The 15,964-nt window shown below is 66.4% G+C and carries 13 protein-coding genes; 10 read left to right on the top strand and 3 right to left on the bottom strand.

What is annotated here, in order from left to right; genetic code table 11:
* The first annotated feature begins 311 nt into the window (after positions 1-311).
* The 6 genes from ABZX86_RS15950 (at position 312) to pstB (ending at position 6,120) form a co-directional block, all read left to right on the top strand.
* Positions 312-1,076, top strand: a complete 765-nt coding sequence (locus ABZX86_RS15950) for a response regulator transcription factor (RefSeq protein ID WP_327143502.1) — start codon at positions 312-314, stop codon at positions 1,074-1,076.
* Positions 1,076-1,972 (top strand): mycothiol synthase, encoded by an 897-nt coding sequence (mshD, locus tag ABZX86_RS15955; RefSeq protein ID WP_355124082.1) that lies wholly within the window; start codon positions 1,076-1,078, stop codon positions 1,970-1,972. Before ABZX86_RS15950 ends, mshD begins: the two co-directional genes overlap by 1 nt.
* Before the next feature lie 250 nt (positions 1,973-2,222).
* Positions 2,223-3,341, top strand: a complete 1,119-nt coding sequence (pstS, locus tag ABZX86_RS15960; RefSeq protein ID WP_355124084.1) for a phosphate ABC transporter substrate-binding protein PstS — start codon at positions 2,223-2,225, stop codon at positions 3,339-3,341.
* Between the two features lie 116 nt (positions 3,342-3,457).
* Positions 3,458-4,429, top strand: a complete 972-nt coding sequence (gene pstC / locus ABZX86_RS15965) for a phosphate ABC transporter permease subunit PstC (RefSeq protein WP_355124850.1) — start codon at positions 3,458-3,460, stop codon at positions 4,427-4,429.
* Entirely contained in the window at positions 4,426-5,325 is a 900-nt protein-coding gene (gene pstA / locus ABZX86_RS15970) for a phosphate ABC transporter permease PstA (RefSeq protein WP_355124086.1), read from the top strand. Before pstC ends, pstA begins: the two co-directional genes overlap by 4 nt.
* An 18-nt stretch (positions 5,326-5,343) precedes the next feature.
* On the top strand, positions 5,344-6,120 hold the full coding sequence (gene pstB / locus ABZX86_RS15975; RefSeq protein ID WP_327143507.1) for a phosphate ABC transporter ATP-binding protein PstB: 777 nt from the start codon (positions 5,344-5,346) through the stop codon (positions 6,118-6,120).
* A gap of 102 nt (positions 6,121-6,222) precedes the next feature.
* Here the strand turns inward: pstB and ABZX86_RS15980 are convergent, their stop codons facing one another.
* A complete protein-coding gene (locus ABZX86_RS15980; RefSeq protein ID WP_355124089.1) occupies positions 6,223-6,909 on the bottom strand; it encodes an FCD domain-containing protein in 687 nt (228 codons plus the stop codon).
* 136 nt (positions 6,910-7,045) lie between these two features.
* Between ABZX86_RS15980 and ABZX86_RS15985 the strand changes: the two genes are divergently transcribed.
* The 4 genes from ABZX86_RS15985 (at position 7,046) to ABZX86_RS16000 (ending at position 12,618) form a co-directional block, all read left to right on the top strand.
* The gene (locus ABZX86_RS15985) at positions 7,046-8,161 is read left to right on the top strand and encodes a mandelate racemase/muconate lactonizing enzyme family protein (protein ID WP_355124091.1); all 1,116 of its coding nucleotides are present in this window, start codon (positions 7,046-7,048) and stop codon (positions 8,159-8,161) included.
* Between the two features lie 19 nt (positions 8,162-8,180).
* Positions 8,181-9,509, top strand: a complete 1,329-nt coding sequence (locus ABZX86_RS15990) for a cation:dicarboxylase symporter family transporter (RefSeq protein ID WP_355124093.1) — start codon at positions 8,181-8,183, stop codon at positions 9,507-9,509.
* A 2-nt stretch (positions 9,510-9,511) separates the two neighbouring features.
* Complete coding sequence (locus ABZX86_RS15995) at positions 9,512-10,684, top strand: mandelate racemase/muconate lactonizing enzyme family protein (RefSeq protein WP_355124094.1); 1,173 nt, start codon at positions 9,512-9,514, stop codon at positions 10,682-10,684.
* 248 nt (positions 10,685-10,932) lie between these two features.
* Positions 10,933-12,618 (top strand): MFS transporter, encoded by a 1,686-nt coding sequence (locus tag ABZX86_RS16000; protein ID WP_355124096.1) that lies wholly within the window; start codon positions 10,933-10,935, stop codon positions 12,616-12,618.
* Between the two features lie 98 nt (positions 12,619-12,716).
* Here ABZX86_RS16000 and phoU read toward each other — a convergent pair whose 3' ends face one another.
* Both phoU and ABZX86_RS16010 read right to left on the bottom strand, forming a co-directional pair.
* Entirely contained in the window at positions 12,717-13,388 is a 672-nt protein-coding gene (phoU, locus tag ABZX86_RS16005) for a phosphate signaling complex protein PhoU (RefSeq protein ID WP_297623266.1), read from the bottom strand.
* A gap of 111 nt (positions 13,389-13,499) precedes the next feature.
* Positions 13,500-15,797: an LCP family protein gene (locus tag ABZX86_RS16010; RefSeq protein ID WP_355124098.1), complete on the bottom strand. Its 2,298-nt coding sequence runs from the start codon at positions 15,795-15,797 to the stop codon at positions 13,500-13,502.
* Positions 15,798-15,964 lie beyond the last annotated feature (167 nt).

Genomic DNA, 15,964 nt, shown 5'->3' on the forward strand with positions numbered 1-15,964 from the left:
ACGCGGGGCTGGGTTTCGGGCGTGCCCGGTGAGTTACCCATACGGGCACATTATCTTCCGCCGCCCCGGGCGACGACAGATGTGCCCGTCGCCGGGCGCAGCGGCGGCCCTTCTCGAGGGCGCGCTGTGTGCTCTCCGAATAGCCAGAGGTGTGATCTCTGAATAGCCAGAGGCCGTTGCGCTGCCCGGATTGCGTGGCTGTCGGTCCGGACGCGCTAATGTAGCAACCGACTTACCTGTGATAACCAGCATGGAGTCGTGGCATACAGAGCAGTTGCCACACACATGCCAGATGGGATGGAGGGCCCTCCATGGAGCTGCTCCTGCTGACCTCCGACCCCAACCCCGAGGCGGTGCTGCCGTCGCTCGCGTTGCTGCCGCACCATGTGCGGCCTGCGCCGACCGAGGTGGCGTCCCTGCTCGAGGCCGGTTCCGCCGATGTAGCGCTGGTCGATGCCCGCACCGATCTGGCCGCCGCGCGCGGTCTGTGTCGTTTGCTGGGTAGCACCGGATCGTCGGTGCCGGTGGTAGCGGTGCTCACCGAAGGCGGATTGGTTGCGGTGAACGCGGACTGGGGACTGGATGACATCCTGCTGCCCGGGACGGGTCCGGCCGAGCTGGACGCCCGCCTGCGACTGCTGGTCGCACGCAACGGTGGCGCTGCGAGTCCGGAGAACACCGGCAAGATCACCCTCGGTGAGCTGGTGATCGACGAGGGCACCTACACCGCCCGGCTGCGCGGTCGCCCGCTCGACCTCACCTATAAGGAGTTCGAGCTACTCAAATACCTCGCGCAGCATGCAGGCCGGGTGTTCACCCGCGCTCAGCTGCTGCAAGAGGTCTGGGGCTACGACTTCTTCGGTGGCACCCGCACCGTGGACGTCCATGTGCGACGGCTGCGCGCCAAGCTCGGTAGCGAATACGAATCGCTCATCGGCACGGTCCGCAATGTCGGCTACAAGGCGGTGCGCCCGGCACGTGCCAGCGGTGCGAAGAGCGAGGCGCCCGCGCCCGCCTTCCCCGAGTCCGACGGCACCGACGACTCCGAATTGACCTCGGCGAACGGCATTATCTGATGATCTCCAGCACCGGCCGGCTGTCCCTCGAGACCGCGGCGGAGGTGCGGGGGGTCCTGGAGCGGGCCACTGTCGCGGACGGCGTTGCGCCGGTATCGGAACAGGCGGTGCTGTCCCTGGCCGCCGATGTTCCGGCGGAGCATCTGGTGCAGCAGTGGGACGGTGCGGTCGCCGGGTACGCGAATGTGGCTCCGGCGCACGGAGAACATCCGGCCATGGCGGAGGTCGCGGTCGATCCGCGCTTTCGCCGGCAGGGCCTCGGCGCGGGATTGGTCGCTGCCGCACTGGCGGCCGGCGGCCCGGACGCCCGGGTCTGGGCACACGGGAATCTGCCGCCCGCGCAGGCGGTCGCGGCTCGGCTCGGACTGCGGGTGGCGCGCGAACTCTGGCAGATGCGACGCGATCTGGCTACTCCTGAGCTACCGGAACTGGTCATTCCGGCCGGACTCGAATTGCGTACCTACGCCGGGCCTTCCGATGATGCCGAGATCCTGCGGGTCAATGGCGCCGCCTTCTCCTGGCATCCGGAACAGGGCGCCTGGACCGAGCGCGATATCGAGGCGCGCCGCGCGGAATCCTGGTTCGATCCCAAGGGTCTCTTCCTCGCCTTCGATCCGGCCGATCCCGATCGCATCCTCGGCTTCCATTGGACCAAGGTGCATTTCGACGAGGACCCGCACATCGGTGAGGTCTATGTCGTCGGCGTCGATCCGCAGGCGCAGGGCCGCGGGCTGGGACGCCTGCTCACGCTGGCCGGGCTGCACTATCTCCGGGACCGCGGACTGGGCGCCGTGCTGCTCTATACCGAGGCCGACAATGCCGCCGCGGTGAATACCTATACGAAGCTCGGGTTCGGACCGGCCCATGTGGACGTGGCCTACGCGGCGGGCTCGTAACCAGTCCCCGTCCCACTCACCGGCATGCTCTGCAACGATGCGGCAAATGTCACATATCGTGCAGTGCAATCGCGCCGGGTTGTTCATCTCCAGTTCACCTTCCCAGGTCCAGTTGGCTACCAGCCGCCCTTACGTTTCTTTTGGGCAGCATTCAGCTGCCTGGTGCGCTAGTTCGCAGCGAACAGCCGCCACATCACGCCCGTCCGACCGTTGAGGGGTCGAACGTGCAACGTGATTCCCGGAGGAATTGGTGAATCTCAAGCGCAGCAGCGCCCTGCTCGGCGTGTTGGCAGTTGCCGGCACCCTGACCCTGTCCGCCTGTGGCAGCGATAACAACGACTCGACCACGGGTGCTTCGAAGATCGACGTCGCCTGTGGCGGCAAGTCGGCTCTGAAGGCCAGTGGTTCGACCGCCCAGAAGAACGCGATGGACCGTTTCGTCGCCGCCTACGAGGCTAATTGCGGCAGTGCCAAGCTGGACTACACCGCATCCGGTTCCGGTGCGGGTGTGAACGAATTCCTCGGCGGCCAGACCGATTTCGCGGGCTCCGACTCACCGCTGGACGCCAAGAAGGGTGAGCCGGACAAGGCTGCCGCCCGCTGTGGCAGCCCGGCCTGGGATCTGCCGACGGTCTTCGGCCCGATCGCGGTCGCCTACAACGTGCCCGGCATCGACGACCTGGTCCTCGATCCGCCGACCATGGCGAAGATCTTCGACGGTGAGATCAGCACCTGGGACGACGCCCACATCAAGGCGCTGAACACAGCCAAGGCCGACAAGCTGCCTTCGGACAAGATCGGCGTGATCTTCCGCTCCGACGAGTCCGGCACCACCGACAACTTCCAGAAGTACCTGGAGTCGGCCGGCGCGTGGACCAAGGGCACCGGCAAGGCGTTCCAGGGTGGCGTCGGCGAGGGTGCCAAGGGTAGCGACGGCACCTCGGCCGCTATCGCGAACACCAAGAACACGATCACCTACACCGAGTGGTCCTTCGCCAAGGCGCAGAAGCTGTCCACCGCCCGCGTGCTGACCGCCGCGACCTCGAACGACCCGAAGCCGGTCGACCTCACCCCGGAGACCGCCGCCAAGGCGATCGACGCGGTCAAGGTTTCCGGTCAGGGCAACGACCTGGTGCTGGACAACAGCTCGATCTACAAGCCCACCACCGGTGGCGCCTACCCGATCATGCTGGCCACCTACGAGATCGTCTGCTCCAAGTACAGCGACGCGGACACCTCGAAGGCTGTCAAGGCGTTCCTGACCTCGGCTGTGGGCAACGGCCAGACCGGTCTGGCGGATCAGGGCTACGTGCCGCTGCCGGACTCGTTCAAGACCAAGCTCACCACCGCGATCAACGCCATCTCCTGATCGACTGATCCGAGAGTAAGACGATGACCGTGCACGATGAAAAGTCCCCGGCGGGCCTGTCCGAAATGACCGGCCCGTCGGAGGGCGGCACCCAGACGCCGGGGGATACTGCGATCATGTCGACCGAACCCAGCACCATCGCGGCCACTGGGCGCAAGGCCCCCACGAAGTACGGTGCGGAGTTCGCATTTCGCTCGGCGGCCACGGCGGCCGGCGGAGTCATCGTCGCCGCGATCGCATTGATCGCCCTGTTCCTGCTCATCCGGGCCTGGCCCTCGGTGATGGCGAACAAGGCGAACTTCTTCACCACCTCCGAGTTCAATACCTCGGATGCGAACAATCTGAAGTTCGGCATCAAGGACCTGTTCATGGTCACGGTGCTGAGTTCGCTGTTCGCGCTGGTGATCGCGGTGCCGATCGGTGTGGGTATCGCGTTGTTCCTGACGCAGTATTCGCCGAAGGTGCTGGCGCGTCCGTTCTCCGCGGTTGTCGACCTCCTGGCGGCGGTGCCGTCGATCGTGTTCGGTCTCTGGGGATTTCTGATGCTGGCTCCCAAGCTGGAGCCGCTTCAGACGTTCCTGAACAACAACCTGAGCTGGTTGTTCCTGTTCAAAGACGGTGATGTCAGCATTGCCGGTGGCGGCACCATCTTCACCGCGGGCATTGTGCTGGCGGTGATGATCCTGCCGATCATCACCTCGGTGAGCCGTGAGGTGTTCGGTCTCACACCGCGTTCGCAGATCGAGGCGGCGCAGGCGCTCGGCGCCACCAAGTGGGAGGTCGTGCGGCTGACCGTGCTGCCTTTCGGCCGCTCCGGTGTGATCGCGGGTTCCATGCTCGGCCTCGGCCGTGCGCTCGGTGAGACCATCGCGGTGCTGATCGTGCTGCGCACCTCCTCGCAGGCCGGCAAGTGGTCGCTGTTCGACGGCGGCTACACCTTCGCCTCCAAAATCGCTTCGGCCGCTTCGGAATTCAGCTCGAAGCTGCCGACCGGCGCGTACATCGCCGCCGGCTTCGTGTTGTTCGCGCTGACCTTCGTGGTCAATGCACTGGCCCGGCTGGTGGCCGGCGGGAAGGTGAACGGATGACCGCCACACTGGACAAGCCGGTCAAGGCTCCGACCTTCCGGCATGTCAGCCCCGGCCGCCGTATTCGCAACAACCTCGCCACCGGTGTGGTGTGGGCGTGCTTCCTGCTGGCGCTGGTGCCGCTGCTCTGGGTGCTCTACACCGTCATCGACAACGGCTGGCACGCCATCGCTTCGCTGGACTGGTGGACGAAGTCGCAGAAGGGTGTACTGCCCGAACAGAGTTCGGGTGGTGTGTACCACGCCATCTACGGCACCATCGCGCAGTCCGCGGTGGCCGCGGTGATCGCGGTGCCGCTGGGCATTATGGCCGCGGTCTACCTGGTCGAATACGGTCGCGGCTGGCTGGCCAAGACCACCACCTTCATGGTGGACATTCTGGCCGGTGTGCCGTCGATCGTGGCGGCGCTGTTCATCTTCGCGCTGTGGATCGGTACCTTCGGCTTCCCACAGAGCGCCTTCGCGGTATCGCTGGCCCTGGTGCTGCTCATGCTGCCGGTGGTGGTACGCAGCACCGAGGAGATGCTCAAGCTGGTGCCGGACGAGCTGCGCGAGGCCGCGTACGCGCTCGGAGTTCCGAAGTGGAAAACGATCGTGCGCATCGTCATTCCGACCGCCGCGCCTGGCATGATCAGCGGCATGCTGCTGGCCGTGGCGCGCGTCATGGGCGAGACCGCACCGGTGCTGGTGCTGGTCGGCTACTCCAAATCGATCAATTTCGATCTCACCAACGGCAATATGGCTTCGCTCCCGCTGCTCATGTACCAGGAGCTGGCCAATCCGGAGCCGGCCGGCCGGGCCCGGGTCTGGGGCGCGGCGCTGACGCTGATCCTGATCATCGCGCTGCTGTACCTGGCCGCCGCCGGGGTCAACAAGCTGCTCACGCGGAACCGATAGAGCGAACGGAAAAGACTGATGGCCAAGCGGATCGATCTCAAAGACATCAACATCTACTACGGCAAGTTCCACGCCGTCTCGGATGTGTCGCTGACCGTGCTGCCGCGTTCCGTGACCGCGTTCATCGGTCCGTCGGGCTGCGGTAAGTCCACGGTGCTGCGCTCGCTGAACCGCATGCACGAGGTGACGCCGGAGGCGCGCGTCGAGGGCGCGGTGCTGCTCGACGGCGAGGACATCTACGGCGCGACCGTGGATCCGGTCGGCGTGCGCCGCACCATCGGCATGGTGTTCCAGCGGCCGAACCCGTTCCCCACCATGTCCATTCGCGACAATGTGGTGGCCGGGCTCAAGCTGCAGGGCGTGCGCGGCAAGAAGGAGCTCGACGAGGTCGCCGAGCGCTCGCTGCGCGGCGCCAACCTCTGGAACGAGGTCAAGGACCGGCTGGACAAGCCGGGCGGCGGACTCTCGGGTGGTCAGCAGCAGCGTCTGTGCATCGCGCGTGCCATCGCGGTGTCCCCGGACGTGCTGCTCATGGATGAGCCGTGTTCTGCCCTGGACCCCATCTCCACGCTCGCGATCGAGGATCTGATCTCCGAGCTGAAGAAGGAGTACACGATCGTCATCGTCACGCACAATATGCAGCAGGCTGCCCGCGTGAGTGATCAGACCGCCTTCTTCAACCTCGAGGCGCAGGGCAAGCCCGGCCGTCTCATCGAAATCGACGAGACCGAGAAGATCTTCTCCAACCCGTCGACGAAGCAGACCGAGGATTACATCTCCGGTCGTTTCGGCTAGGAGATTTCCGCCTCCGTACTCATGCGCTGCCCCGGGCTCTTCAGCCCGGGGCAGCGCTGTGTCAGGGCCTGTGCGGCAAGGGTTTCCGGGTGCGGGGCTGCTTCAGTCGCGGACGGCGGCGAGCATGCGCTTCTTGCCGGAGAGAATGTGGGCCTCCATGAGGCTTCCGGCCGCCGCGGCATCGGCGTGTGCGAGGCGGTCGAGGATTTCGGCATGCTGGCAGTTCGAGGTGTGCCGGGCGGTTTCGGTTTCCAGGCCGTGGCGGCGGAACAGGTGCAGTTCCTTGGAGACGTCGCCGTAGAGCTCGACCAGGCGTGGATTGCCGGACAGGGCAACAAGATCCCGATGTAGCTCGACATTTCGGGGGTAGTAGTCGTCGACGAGGGGAACTGCCTCGTCGAGCCGGGAAACCTTGGCGCGCAGGGCTTCCAATGCCTCCGGAGTGGCCCGGTCAGCGGCCAGCCGGCCCGCGAGGCCGAAGAGTGTGGCCCGGATGTCGTAGAGCTGGGCGGCTTCGTCGACCGACATCTCGCGCACGAACATGCCGCGGTTGGTGCGGAATTCGACGAGGCGGCTGTATTCGAGCTGCCGCAGCGCCTCGCGGACCGGGCCGCGGCTGGTGCCCAGCTGGGTGGCGAGCGCGGATTCGTTGACGCGGTCGCCGCCGCGTAGCTCACCCCGGATGATCATCTGCTCGAGTTCTCCGGCGATCAGCTGTAGCAGCGAGGTGGCCTGGCGCTCGGCCACTCGCTGTTGCAGGGCGTTGATCGCCTCCACGTGCTCGGTCATGGACTCCACTCGCTCACCGCATGGACAGGTCGGACCGAATCCTCGCATAGTCAACTGTCGATTGCAAATCGTTGACAGTTGACAATTTCTGCGCGCACACTCGATTCACCGTCCGAGCGAAAAGAAGGAGGACGGGATGAGGATCAAAGACATTCGTGCCGGTGTGCACACCACCTCGATCGATGTGCCGCTGCTGACCGAGCAGGTGCGCGGGTACGGCCGGGAGGAGCAGAAGGAATTCGTCTTCTGTGAAGTGGAGACCGATGAGGGGGTCACCGGCGTCGCGCTGACGGGGCACTTCCTGGCCAGGGCGGTGGTGGTGGCGCTCCACGAGCACTTCCTGCCCGCGGTCATGGACATGGACCCGCTGGAGATCGAGGCCGTCCATCAAAGGGTCTGGCGGACACTGAATCCGCGTGCCATGACGGGTGTGGTGTCCAGTGCGCTGTCCCTGCTGGATATCGCGCTGTGGGATATCAAGGGCAAGGTCGCGGGCCGCTCGGTTGCCAGTCTGCTGGGTGGTGCGCGCACACAGGTTCCGGTGTATGTGACCTTCGGATTCCCGCAGTACGACCGGGAAACGCTGGCCGCTGCGGCGAGACTGCAACTGGACCAGGGCTTTACGGCATTGAAATCGGTAGTCGCCGTGGACCCGGGCGGCTGGCGTGAGGATGCGGCTCGAATTCGAGCTGTACGCAAGGAGATCGGCGACGATATCGACCTGATGATCGACGCCAACTATCTTTTCACGCCGGTCGAGGCCAAATTCCTGTGCCGCGCGGTGGAAGATCAGCACCTCACCTGGTTCGAGGAGCCACTGCATCAGAACGACGCGCGGGCTATGGCGGATCTGCGGGCGCACACCACGATTCCGCTGGCGGCCGGTCAGATGGAGGGGCATCGCTGGCGCTTGCGCGAGCTGGTCGAACAGCGCGCCGTCGATATCCTGCAGCCGAATGTTTGCTACTGCGGCGGCTTCACCGAGGCCCGCAAGGCCGCGCACCTCGCGCAGATCTACAACCTGCCGGTGGCGCACGGCGGCGGCTGGCCGCTGTTCAATCTGCACACCCTGGCCGGTCTCATGAACGGTTGGCTGCTGGAGTGGCATCTGGGCATGGTGCAGGTCGGCAAGCTGCTGTTCCCGGATGCGCCGGAACCGGTCGACGGCATGCTCACGGTCCCGGATCGGCCCGGACTCGGGCTCACCGTGGATCGAGCGGCGCTCCGCTCCACTCTCGTTCGGCCCGAGTGAATCCGGGCGGTGGGGTCGCATGAGCACTACCGCACTCGATACCGCGCCGGACTCCGAGGCCCGGCCGCCGCGCTGGCGCAGAGTCCTCACCAATACCACCTTCCAGGTGCTCGTCGCGGCTGTGGCGGCGGCAATCTTCGGGATGGTCGCCCCGGCTGCCGCGTCGAATATGCAGCCGGTGGCACAGGCTTTCATCGCTCTCATCCAGATGCTGATCGCTCCGATCGTGTTTCTGGTGACCGTCACCGGGATCGTGGCGACCGGCGGGCTGAAGGCGGTGGGCCGGATCGCGGTGCGCGCCCTGGTGTACTTCGAGATCGTCACCACCCTGGGCATGCTGATCGGGCTGCTGGCGGTCAATCTGCTCCGGCCCGGCGCGGGCGTTGCGCGTCCAGGCCACGCATCGGGTGATATCTCGAACTATGTGAAGGGGGATGCGGCGAACACCTCGTTCGGCGCATTCCTCGCCGATGTGGTGCCGGACAATGCTGTCAATGCCTTTGCGACGGGGCACATCATTCAGGTGCTCATCTTCGCGGTGCTCTTCGCCATCGCGCTGCTGCGGCTGCCGACAGGCGTCACCACACCGATTCTGGCCGCCTGCACCAAACTGACCGAGGTGTTCTTCCGGATGATCCGGATGATCATGCTGCTCGCACCCATCGGCACGTTCGGCGCGGTGGCGGCCACGGTCGGCAAGTACGGGCCGGAGACCTTGACGGCGCTGATGCGGCTGGTGGCCGTTTCCGCGCTGGCTCTCGTGTTCTTCGTGATCGTGGTGCTGGGTTCGGTGGCGCGGCTGGCGCGGTTCTCCCTGCTGCGCCTGATCGGCACCCTGCGCCGGGAGCTGCTGGTGGTGCTCGGCACCTCCTCGTCGGAAGCCGTTCTGCCGCAATTGATGCAGCGCCTGGAGGACGCCGGCTGCCGTCGCAGTGTGGTGGGCCTGGTGGTGCCCACCGGGTTCTCGTTCAACCTGGACGGCGTCGCGGTGGTGGTGCCGATCTGCGTGGTGTTCATCGGGCAGGTGTACGGCATTCCATTGAGTGCCGGTGATCAGCTGGGCCTGTTCCTGGTCTTCCTGGTGCTGTCCAAAGGCACCGCGGGGATCAGCGGTTCGGCCTTCATCACCCTCGCCAATACCGTGGCGGCCACCGCGCTGGTGCCCGTCGCCGGGCTGGCACTGGTGCTGTCGGTGGACCGATTCCTTTCTCTCATCAGGGCTTTGACCAATGTGCTCGGCAATGCGGTGGCCACCGTGGTCGTCGCGCGCTGGGAGCCGGACGGGCTGGATCCCGTGCGCGCGGTCGCCGCCCTCGGATATCGCCCGAAAAACGTTCAAGGAGTGTAGATATGCCTCGTATTGTCGCCATTCACGAAGGCACCGTGGCGATCAGCTCGTCGATGAGCAATGCCTTCATCGATTTCAGCGCCATGGACTGTTCCATCGTCGCGGTGGTCAGTGATGTCCTGCGGGACGGAAAACCGTTGGTGGGCTACGGCTTCAATTCCAACGGCCGCTACAGCGCGGGGGAGATCTTGCGCCGCAGGGTGATTCCGCGGCTCCTGCGCGCCGCGCCGGAGGAATTGGAGACCGAGGACGGTTCCTTCATCGATCCCGCGCGGGCCTGGAACCTCATGACGCGCAATGAGAAACCGGGTGGGCACGGCGAACGCTCGGTGGCCGTCGGCGTGATCGATATGGCGCTGTTCGATCTGAATGCCAAGCTGGCCGGGCTGCCGCTGTATCGCTGGCTGGTCCGCCACTACGGTCTCGGTGAGCCCGACGATGACGTATTCGTCTATGCCGCAGGCGGTTACTACGCGCCGGGCAAGGAGCCGGCGCAGCTGCAGGAGGAGATGCGGGGCTTCCTCGCACAGGGCTACGACGTCGTCAAGATGAAGATCGGCGGTGCGCCGCTGGCCGATGACGTCAAGCGTGTCGAGGCCGTGCTGGAGGTGCTCGGCGGCGACGGCTCGCGGCTGGCCGTGGACGCCAACGGCCGCTTCGACCTCGATACCGCCCTGGCCTACGGCCGCGCACTCGAGCCGTACGGCCTGCGCTGGTACGAGGAACCCGGCGATCCACTCGATTTCGCCCTGCACGCGACGCTGTCCGAGCGGTACCCCGGCCCGCTGGCCACCGGCGAGAACCTCTTCTCGCATCAGGACGCGCGCAATCTGCTCCGATACGGGGGCATGCGCCCGGACCGCGACTACCTGCAGTTCGATCCGGTACTCGGCTACGGGCTGGTGGAGTACCTGCGCATTCAAGACATGCTGCGCGCGCACGGCTGGTCCGCCCGCCGCTGCATTCCACACGGTGGCCACCAGTTCTCGTTGCATATTGCCGCTGCCCTGCGGCTGGGCGGCAACGAGTCCTATCCGGGCGAGTTCCAGCCCACCGGCGGCTTCGCCGATGACGCGCGCATCGAGCACAGCCGGCTCCACCTCACCGACACCCCCGGCATCGGCTTCGAAGACAAATTCGAGCTCTACCGCGTCTTCCGAGCCCTGCACCCCTGATATCGGGCCGAAGGTTCGAGCTGGGTGGCCTGCTGCCCGGCTCGGTGATCGGTGGCCTGAATGTCGGCCTCAGCAGGTCGGATGCCGGCATCAGCTCTTCAGCGACCCCGGGCTACCTAGCCCGGGGTCGCACCCCGGAACGGGGTGTGGCCTGCGTCATATGGGGCGTGGGGGATTGTGTGCAACTCTCGGTCACAGATAGTCTGCTCGGGTAGGTAAACCGATCGGTCTACTAAGGAGGTGCCGAGATGACGGTGTCAATGGCGAGCCGGGAATCCGGCCGGGCGACAACATCGGGGTTGAGTCAGCGGGGGCGGATTGCCGCTCTGGTGGCGATCTGCCTCGCGGAACTACTTGTGGTGCTGGACAACACGCTGGTGAATGTGGCGCTGCCGTCCATGGCGGTGCAGCTGCAGGCCGATATGAGCGGCCTGCAGTGGATTGTGGACGCATTCACGCTGGCCTTCTCGGGACTGCTGCTCGCCATGGGTCATCTCGGCGACCGGTTCGGGCGGCGGCGGTTCATGGTTATCGGCCTGGCCGGTGTGGCGGTCATGTCGGCGGCGGGCGCGCTCTCCTCCGGGCTGGGACAGGTCATTGCCGCCCGCGCGGGCATGGGCGTCTTCGCGGCGGTCGTCTTCCCTGCGACCCTGGCCCTGCTGATCAATATCTTCACCGAGCCGCGCCAGCGTGCCGCGGCGGTGGCGGCGTGGACGGCCATGGCCGGGATGGCCGTCGCCATCGGGCCGACCATCGGCGGCTGGCTGCTGGAGTACTTCTCCTGGCATTCGGTGTTCTGGATCAATGTCCCGGTGGCGCTCATCGCCATTGCGGCAGTGCTGATCACGGTTCCGGAATCGCGTGCCGATCATGTGGCCCGGCTGGACCGCATCGGCATCGTGCTGTCGCTGGTGGGTGTGACCGCACTGGTCTGGTCGATCATCGAGGCGCCCAAGCACGGCTGGCTGTCGGCGCAAAGCCTTGCGGGATACCTGCTTTCGATCATCACCCTGGCGGTGTTCGTGGGCTGGGAGCTGCGGGTGGCGTCTCCGGTGCTGAATATGCGGCTGTTCCGCAATCGCCGGTTCGCGCTGCCGTCGCTGGCGATCACCGTCTCCTACTTCGCCGCCTTCGGCTTCCTGTTCCTGATCACCCAGTACTTCCAGGGTGTGAAGGAGCTGACGCCGCTCGAATTCGGTATCCACTCACTGCCTTTCGCGGTGGCGGTGGGATTCGGCGCGCCGATCGCGACCATGATGGCGCAGCGGTTCGGCACCACGGCCATGGTGGTGAGCGGGCTGCTCATTCTCGCGGTGGCCATGTACATCGCCGGGCGCACCACGGTCGACACCGAGTACGTGGGACCGGTGGTCGTGTCCATGATTCTGATGGGCCTGGGCTTCGCGGTGGTGCAGGGCCCGGCGACCGAATCCATCATGGGCTCCGTGCCTTTGGATGAGGCGGGCGCGGGTTCGGCGGTCAACGACACCACGCGCGAGGTCGGTGGCGCGCTCGGCGTGGCCGTACTGGGTTCGATCATGACGTCGATCTACGCCGCGCATGTGAGCGGCCGGATCGCCGGGATTCCCGCGCAGATCATGAATCCGCAGCAGAAGGAATTGGCGGGCAATACGCCGATCAGCGTGCTGGAAATCGTGAAAGCGCCGGTGAATCCGCTACTCGCCCCGGCGAAAGCGGATCTCATCCACGCCATGAAGGTCGCCGCCCTGGAGGGTTCGCAAGCGGCCTCGTATGTCGCGGTGGGCACCCTGGTGGTGGCCGCGATCGTGGTGGCGCTGGCGCTGCCGTGGCGGGCCGAACGTCTCCCGTCGGTACTGCTGGGCTGGCGCGAGAACGATACCGCGGCAGCCGATCCGGCAGCTGCGGAGTCCGATCAGGTTGGCGCGGTGGAGGATTCGACCAGCCGGTCTTGATACACCTCCGGCGCCCGCACCGTGTCGTGTGCGAGCGCCGGAGGGCGTTCAGATCTCGTGGGGTTTCAGGGGCTTGCCCCTGAGAGCTACGAGAGTGGTCAGATGCTTTCCTTCTCCGAATCCGGGTCGGGCGGAAGCACACCCGTGACGAGGAAGACGACGCGACGGCCGATCTCCACGGCGTGGTCGGCGAAGCGCTCGTAGTAGCGGCCCAGCAGCGCCACGTCCACGGCCGCCGCGACGCCGAACTGCCAGTCGCGGTCCATGATCAGCGTGAACAGATGCTTGCGCAGATCGTCCATCGCCTCGTCGTCATCGGTGAGCTTGGCCGCGCGATCGGGATCGCGGGTCTCCAGCACCTCTTTGGCGGTGGCGCCCATCTTGACCGCGATGCGGCCCATCTCGGCGAAGTAGCTGTTCACGGCCGCGGGGACGGCGTGATTGGGGAAGCGCCGCCGCGTCATCTTGGCCACGTGCAGCGAGAGCACGCCCATGCGATTCACATCGGAGACGATCTGGATCGCGCTGACCACCTGGCGCAAATCGCCGGCAACGGGAGCCTGCAGCGCCAGCAGCGCGAAGGCCTTCTCCTCGGCCAGCTGGATCATCTCGGCGATGCGGTCGTACTCGGTGATCACCTGCTCCGCGAGCTCGAGATCGGCATTGAGCAGCGAATTGGTCGCACGCTCCATAGCCGATCCGGCGAGCCCGGCCATGCCGCCGAGCAGATCGGCGAGCTCGGCCATTTGTTCGTTGTAGATGACACGCATGAAACAAGACATTAGTGGTAGCCGCTGACCAAGTCACCAACGGTGGGTGAATCATCGGTGCCGGTTGGTTGCGGCACAGTCGCCGCACGTCGGCCGGGTGCGACCAGCCGCCTACTTGCAGGTGTCGTCCGCCGCGTTCACATGCTCCAGATCGGACGGCAGTGTGACCGGTGCCGCACTGGCGCCACCGGCATCGGTCGGCATATCGGGTAGCGGCTGGCCGAAGGCGGTCGGCGCGCGCACGGTGCCCGCGTAGTCGGTGCCGAGCACCACCTCGACAATGCTGCCCAGCCCGCTCGCCGGTTCCAGGGTCGCGCCCGGGAGGGAGCTGGCGACGGTGGCCGCCGCGGCCTCGTGCCCGGTGGAGTAGCGGACGGTGGTCTTGGGTGAGGTGCCGTCCGCGTAATTGCCGGTGCTGTAGATCTGGAAGCTCTGATTCGCGAGTTTGGTTGCGGCGGTGGAGGCGACGCCCGCGACGCCCGAACCGTTGGAGACCTGCAGCGAGACGGTGCTCGGGTCGACGGCCATCAGCTTCGGCGCGGCGACCGGCGCCGCCGAGGTGGTGGTGACCGGATCGGCCTTCTTCTCACCGGGCAGCGGCTGGTCGTCGATGACGGCGCGGAAGATGGCCTTGATATCGGATTCGCGCGGAATCTCATTGCCGTAGGTCGTGGTGCCCGCAGTGGGCGCGGTCAGGAAGGTGATGGCGCCGGCCTGCACCTTCTGCATGGAGCGCCCGAGCATGAGCAGATCCTTGGTGCTCACATTGTCCATGAACGAGTGCTGGGCGAAGGCGTCGATGAATCCGTTCAGCTTGCCCGGATCGAAGAGCACCTTGCTGGAGAGCGCGCTGCGCAGCAGTGAGGACAGAAAGCGCTGCTGCCGGTTGATGCGGTCGTAGTCGCTGCGCTCCTCACCCTGCACGTGCCGGGCGCGCACATAGTCCAGAGCCGTGGAGCCGTTGATGATCTGCTTGCCCGGGGTGGTGAGCACCGTGCCGAGAATGTCGTCGACGAGTGGTTTGGTGGTGCAGACCTCGACGCCGCCGACCACGTCGACCATGGATTCGAAACCGGAGAAGTCGATGCCGACAAAGTGATTGATCTTGAGCCCGGAGAGTTTGGTGATCACCTTGGTCAGGCATTTCGGCCCGCCGAGCGCATAGGTGGCATTGAGTTTGTCGCCGATGGCGGACGGGAAGTTCTCGCCGGTGTAGGTGGCCTTGTCATTGTTCCAGCCTTCGCAGACCGGACGGCTGACATCGAGATCGCGCGGGAACGATACGGCGACCACGCGCGCGCGGTTGGCCGGAATGTTCACCAGCATGACGGTGTCGGACCGGGCGCCCTCGGCATCGTCCTCGGTGCCCGCGCCGAGTTGGGAGTTGGCGCCGGCGCGGGTATCGGTGCCGACGATGAGGAAGTTCTCGTCACCGGTCTGGCCGTCGGCGTCGACCACATCGGGGGAGTCGGGTTCCAGCGCGGACACCTGCTGGAAGTTATTGTCCTTGGCGCGCAGGTAACTCCAGCCGCCGCCGGTGATGAGCATGGCGATCACCGCGAACAGCGCGAGCGCGGACCGCCCGGCCAGCCGCAGCCGCCGAGATTTGCGCCTGCGTCCGGCGGCCAAGCGGGACAACGGTTTTGCGCCTACGGGGGTCGGCAGTGCGGTGGCTGGCGGCGGTGTGGCCGGTGGTTCTGCGGCCGGCAGCGCGGTGGTCGGATAGTCGGCGGGGGACTCGACCTGCTTGGTGACGCGGAACGGCTTGGGGCGCTTGGCCCGCGGGGGAGCGGTGACCGGGGGTAGCTCTTCGGTGATCGGATCGGCCGTCGGGTCGGTGCGCGGCGGGGCGGGCACCGCGGGGCGCGCACCGGTGGCGGCCGCGGGAGCAGCGCCGGCGGCGGCCGGGTCCGGGACGGCGCGCTGGGATCCGGTGGCGTTCAACGTTTCCGGCGGCAGGGCGCGCTGTGCGCCGGTACCCGGCGGCTGTGCGCCGATGCCGGGCGGCAGTGCGCCGCTTCCGGACAGCTGGGCGGGCTGTGCGCCGGTGCCCTCGTTCGCGTGCCGGGAAGTATTGGGGGCGAAGGGATTCGGCGGCGCTGCCGGTCGCCGCGCACCCGTGGCATCGGGCGGGGCGGCGCGGCGGGCGGGGTCGGCGCCGGATTGCGCTGTGCGCCCGCCGGTCTCCGGCGTCTCGTCATCGCGGCGGCGGCGCCGGGTCTTGCGTTCGCTGTCCACGCGTTCGACCAGATCCTGCACCGAGATGGGCGCGGATTCCGGATCGGGATTGTCGGTGTGCCGGGATCGGCGGGAGGTGCGCGGCTGATCTTCGTCGGCATCCGCGGGATAGCGCTCCCACGGGGCGCGACCTCCGGGCCGTGGCGTACGCCCGTACCGATCGTCACCCACCAGCGAACCTCACTTTGCTTTTCGATGCCGACCGTCATGATAACGATTTCGCCACGATGGACCACCCGGAGCGAATTCGCCCGGGCTTGGCTCGCCCTGTTCCCGGTCCCGCCACGCCGAGGCTCGGACGCCGATTCTCGGCGAGTCGAGCGGCAGCGCGGCAGGTT

Source organism: Nocardia sp. NPDC006630, assembly GCF_040611495.1.
Classification (GTDB): domain Bacteria; phylum Actinomycetota; class Actinomycetes; order Mycobacteriales; family Mycobacteriaceae; genus Nocardia.

Coding starts and splice junctions, on each gene's coding strand:
- ABZX86_RS15950 (WP_327143502.1), top strand. CDS start 312: ATGGAGCTGCTCCTGCTGACCTCCGACCCCAACCCCGAGGCGGTGCTG.
- mshD (WP_355124082.1), top strand. CDS start 1,076: ATGATCTCCAGCACCGGCCGGCTGTCCCTCGAGACCGCGGCGGAGGTG.
- pstC (WP_355124850.1), top strand. CDS start 3,458: ATGTCGACCGAACCCAGCACCATCGCGGCCACTGGGCGCAAGGCCCCC.
- pstA (WP_355124086.1), top strand. CDS start 4,426: ATGACCGCCACACTGGACAAGCCGGTCAAGGCTCCGACCTTCCGGCAT.
- pstB (WP_327143507.1), top strand. CDS start 5,344: ATGGCCAAGCGGATCGATCTCAAAGACATCAACATCTACTACGGCAAG.
- ABZX86_RS15980 (WP_355124089.1), bottom strand. CDS start 6,909: ATGACCGAGCACGTGGAGGCGATCAACGCCCTGCAACAGCGAGTGGCC.
- ABZX86_RS15985 (WP_355124091.1), top strand. CDS start 7,046: ATGAGGATCAAAGACATTCGTGCCGGTGTGCACACCACCTCGATCGAT.
- ABZX86_RS15990 (WP_355124093.1), top strand. CDS start 8,181: ATGAGCACTACCGCACTCGATACCGCGCCGGACTCCGAGGCCCGGCCG.
- ABZX86_RS15995 (WP_355124094.1), top strand. CDS start 9,512: ATGCCTCGTATTGTCGCCATTCACGAAGGCACCGTGGCGATCAGCTCG.
- ABZX86_RS16000 (WP_355124096.1), top strand. CDS start 10,933: ATGACGGTGTCAATGGCGAGCCGGGAATCCGGCCGGGCGACAACATCG.
- phoU (WP_297623266.1), bottom strand. CDS start 13,388: ATGCGTGTCATCTACAACGAACAAATGGCCGAGCTCGCCGATCTGCTC.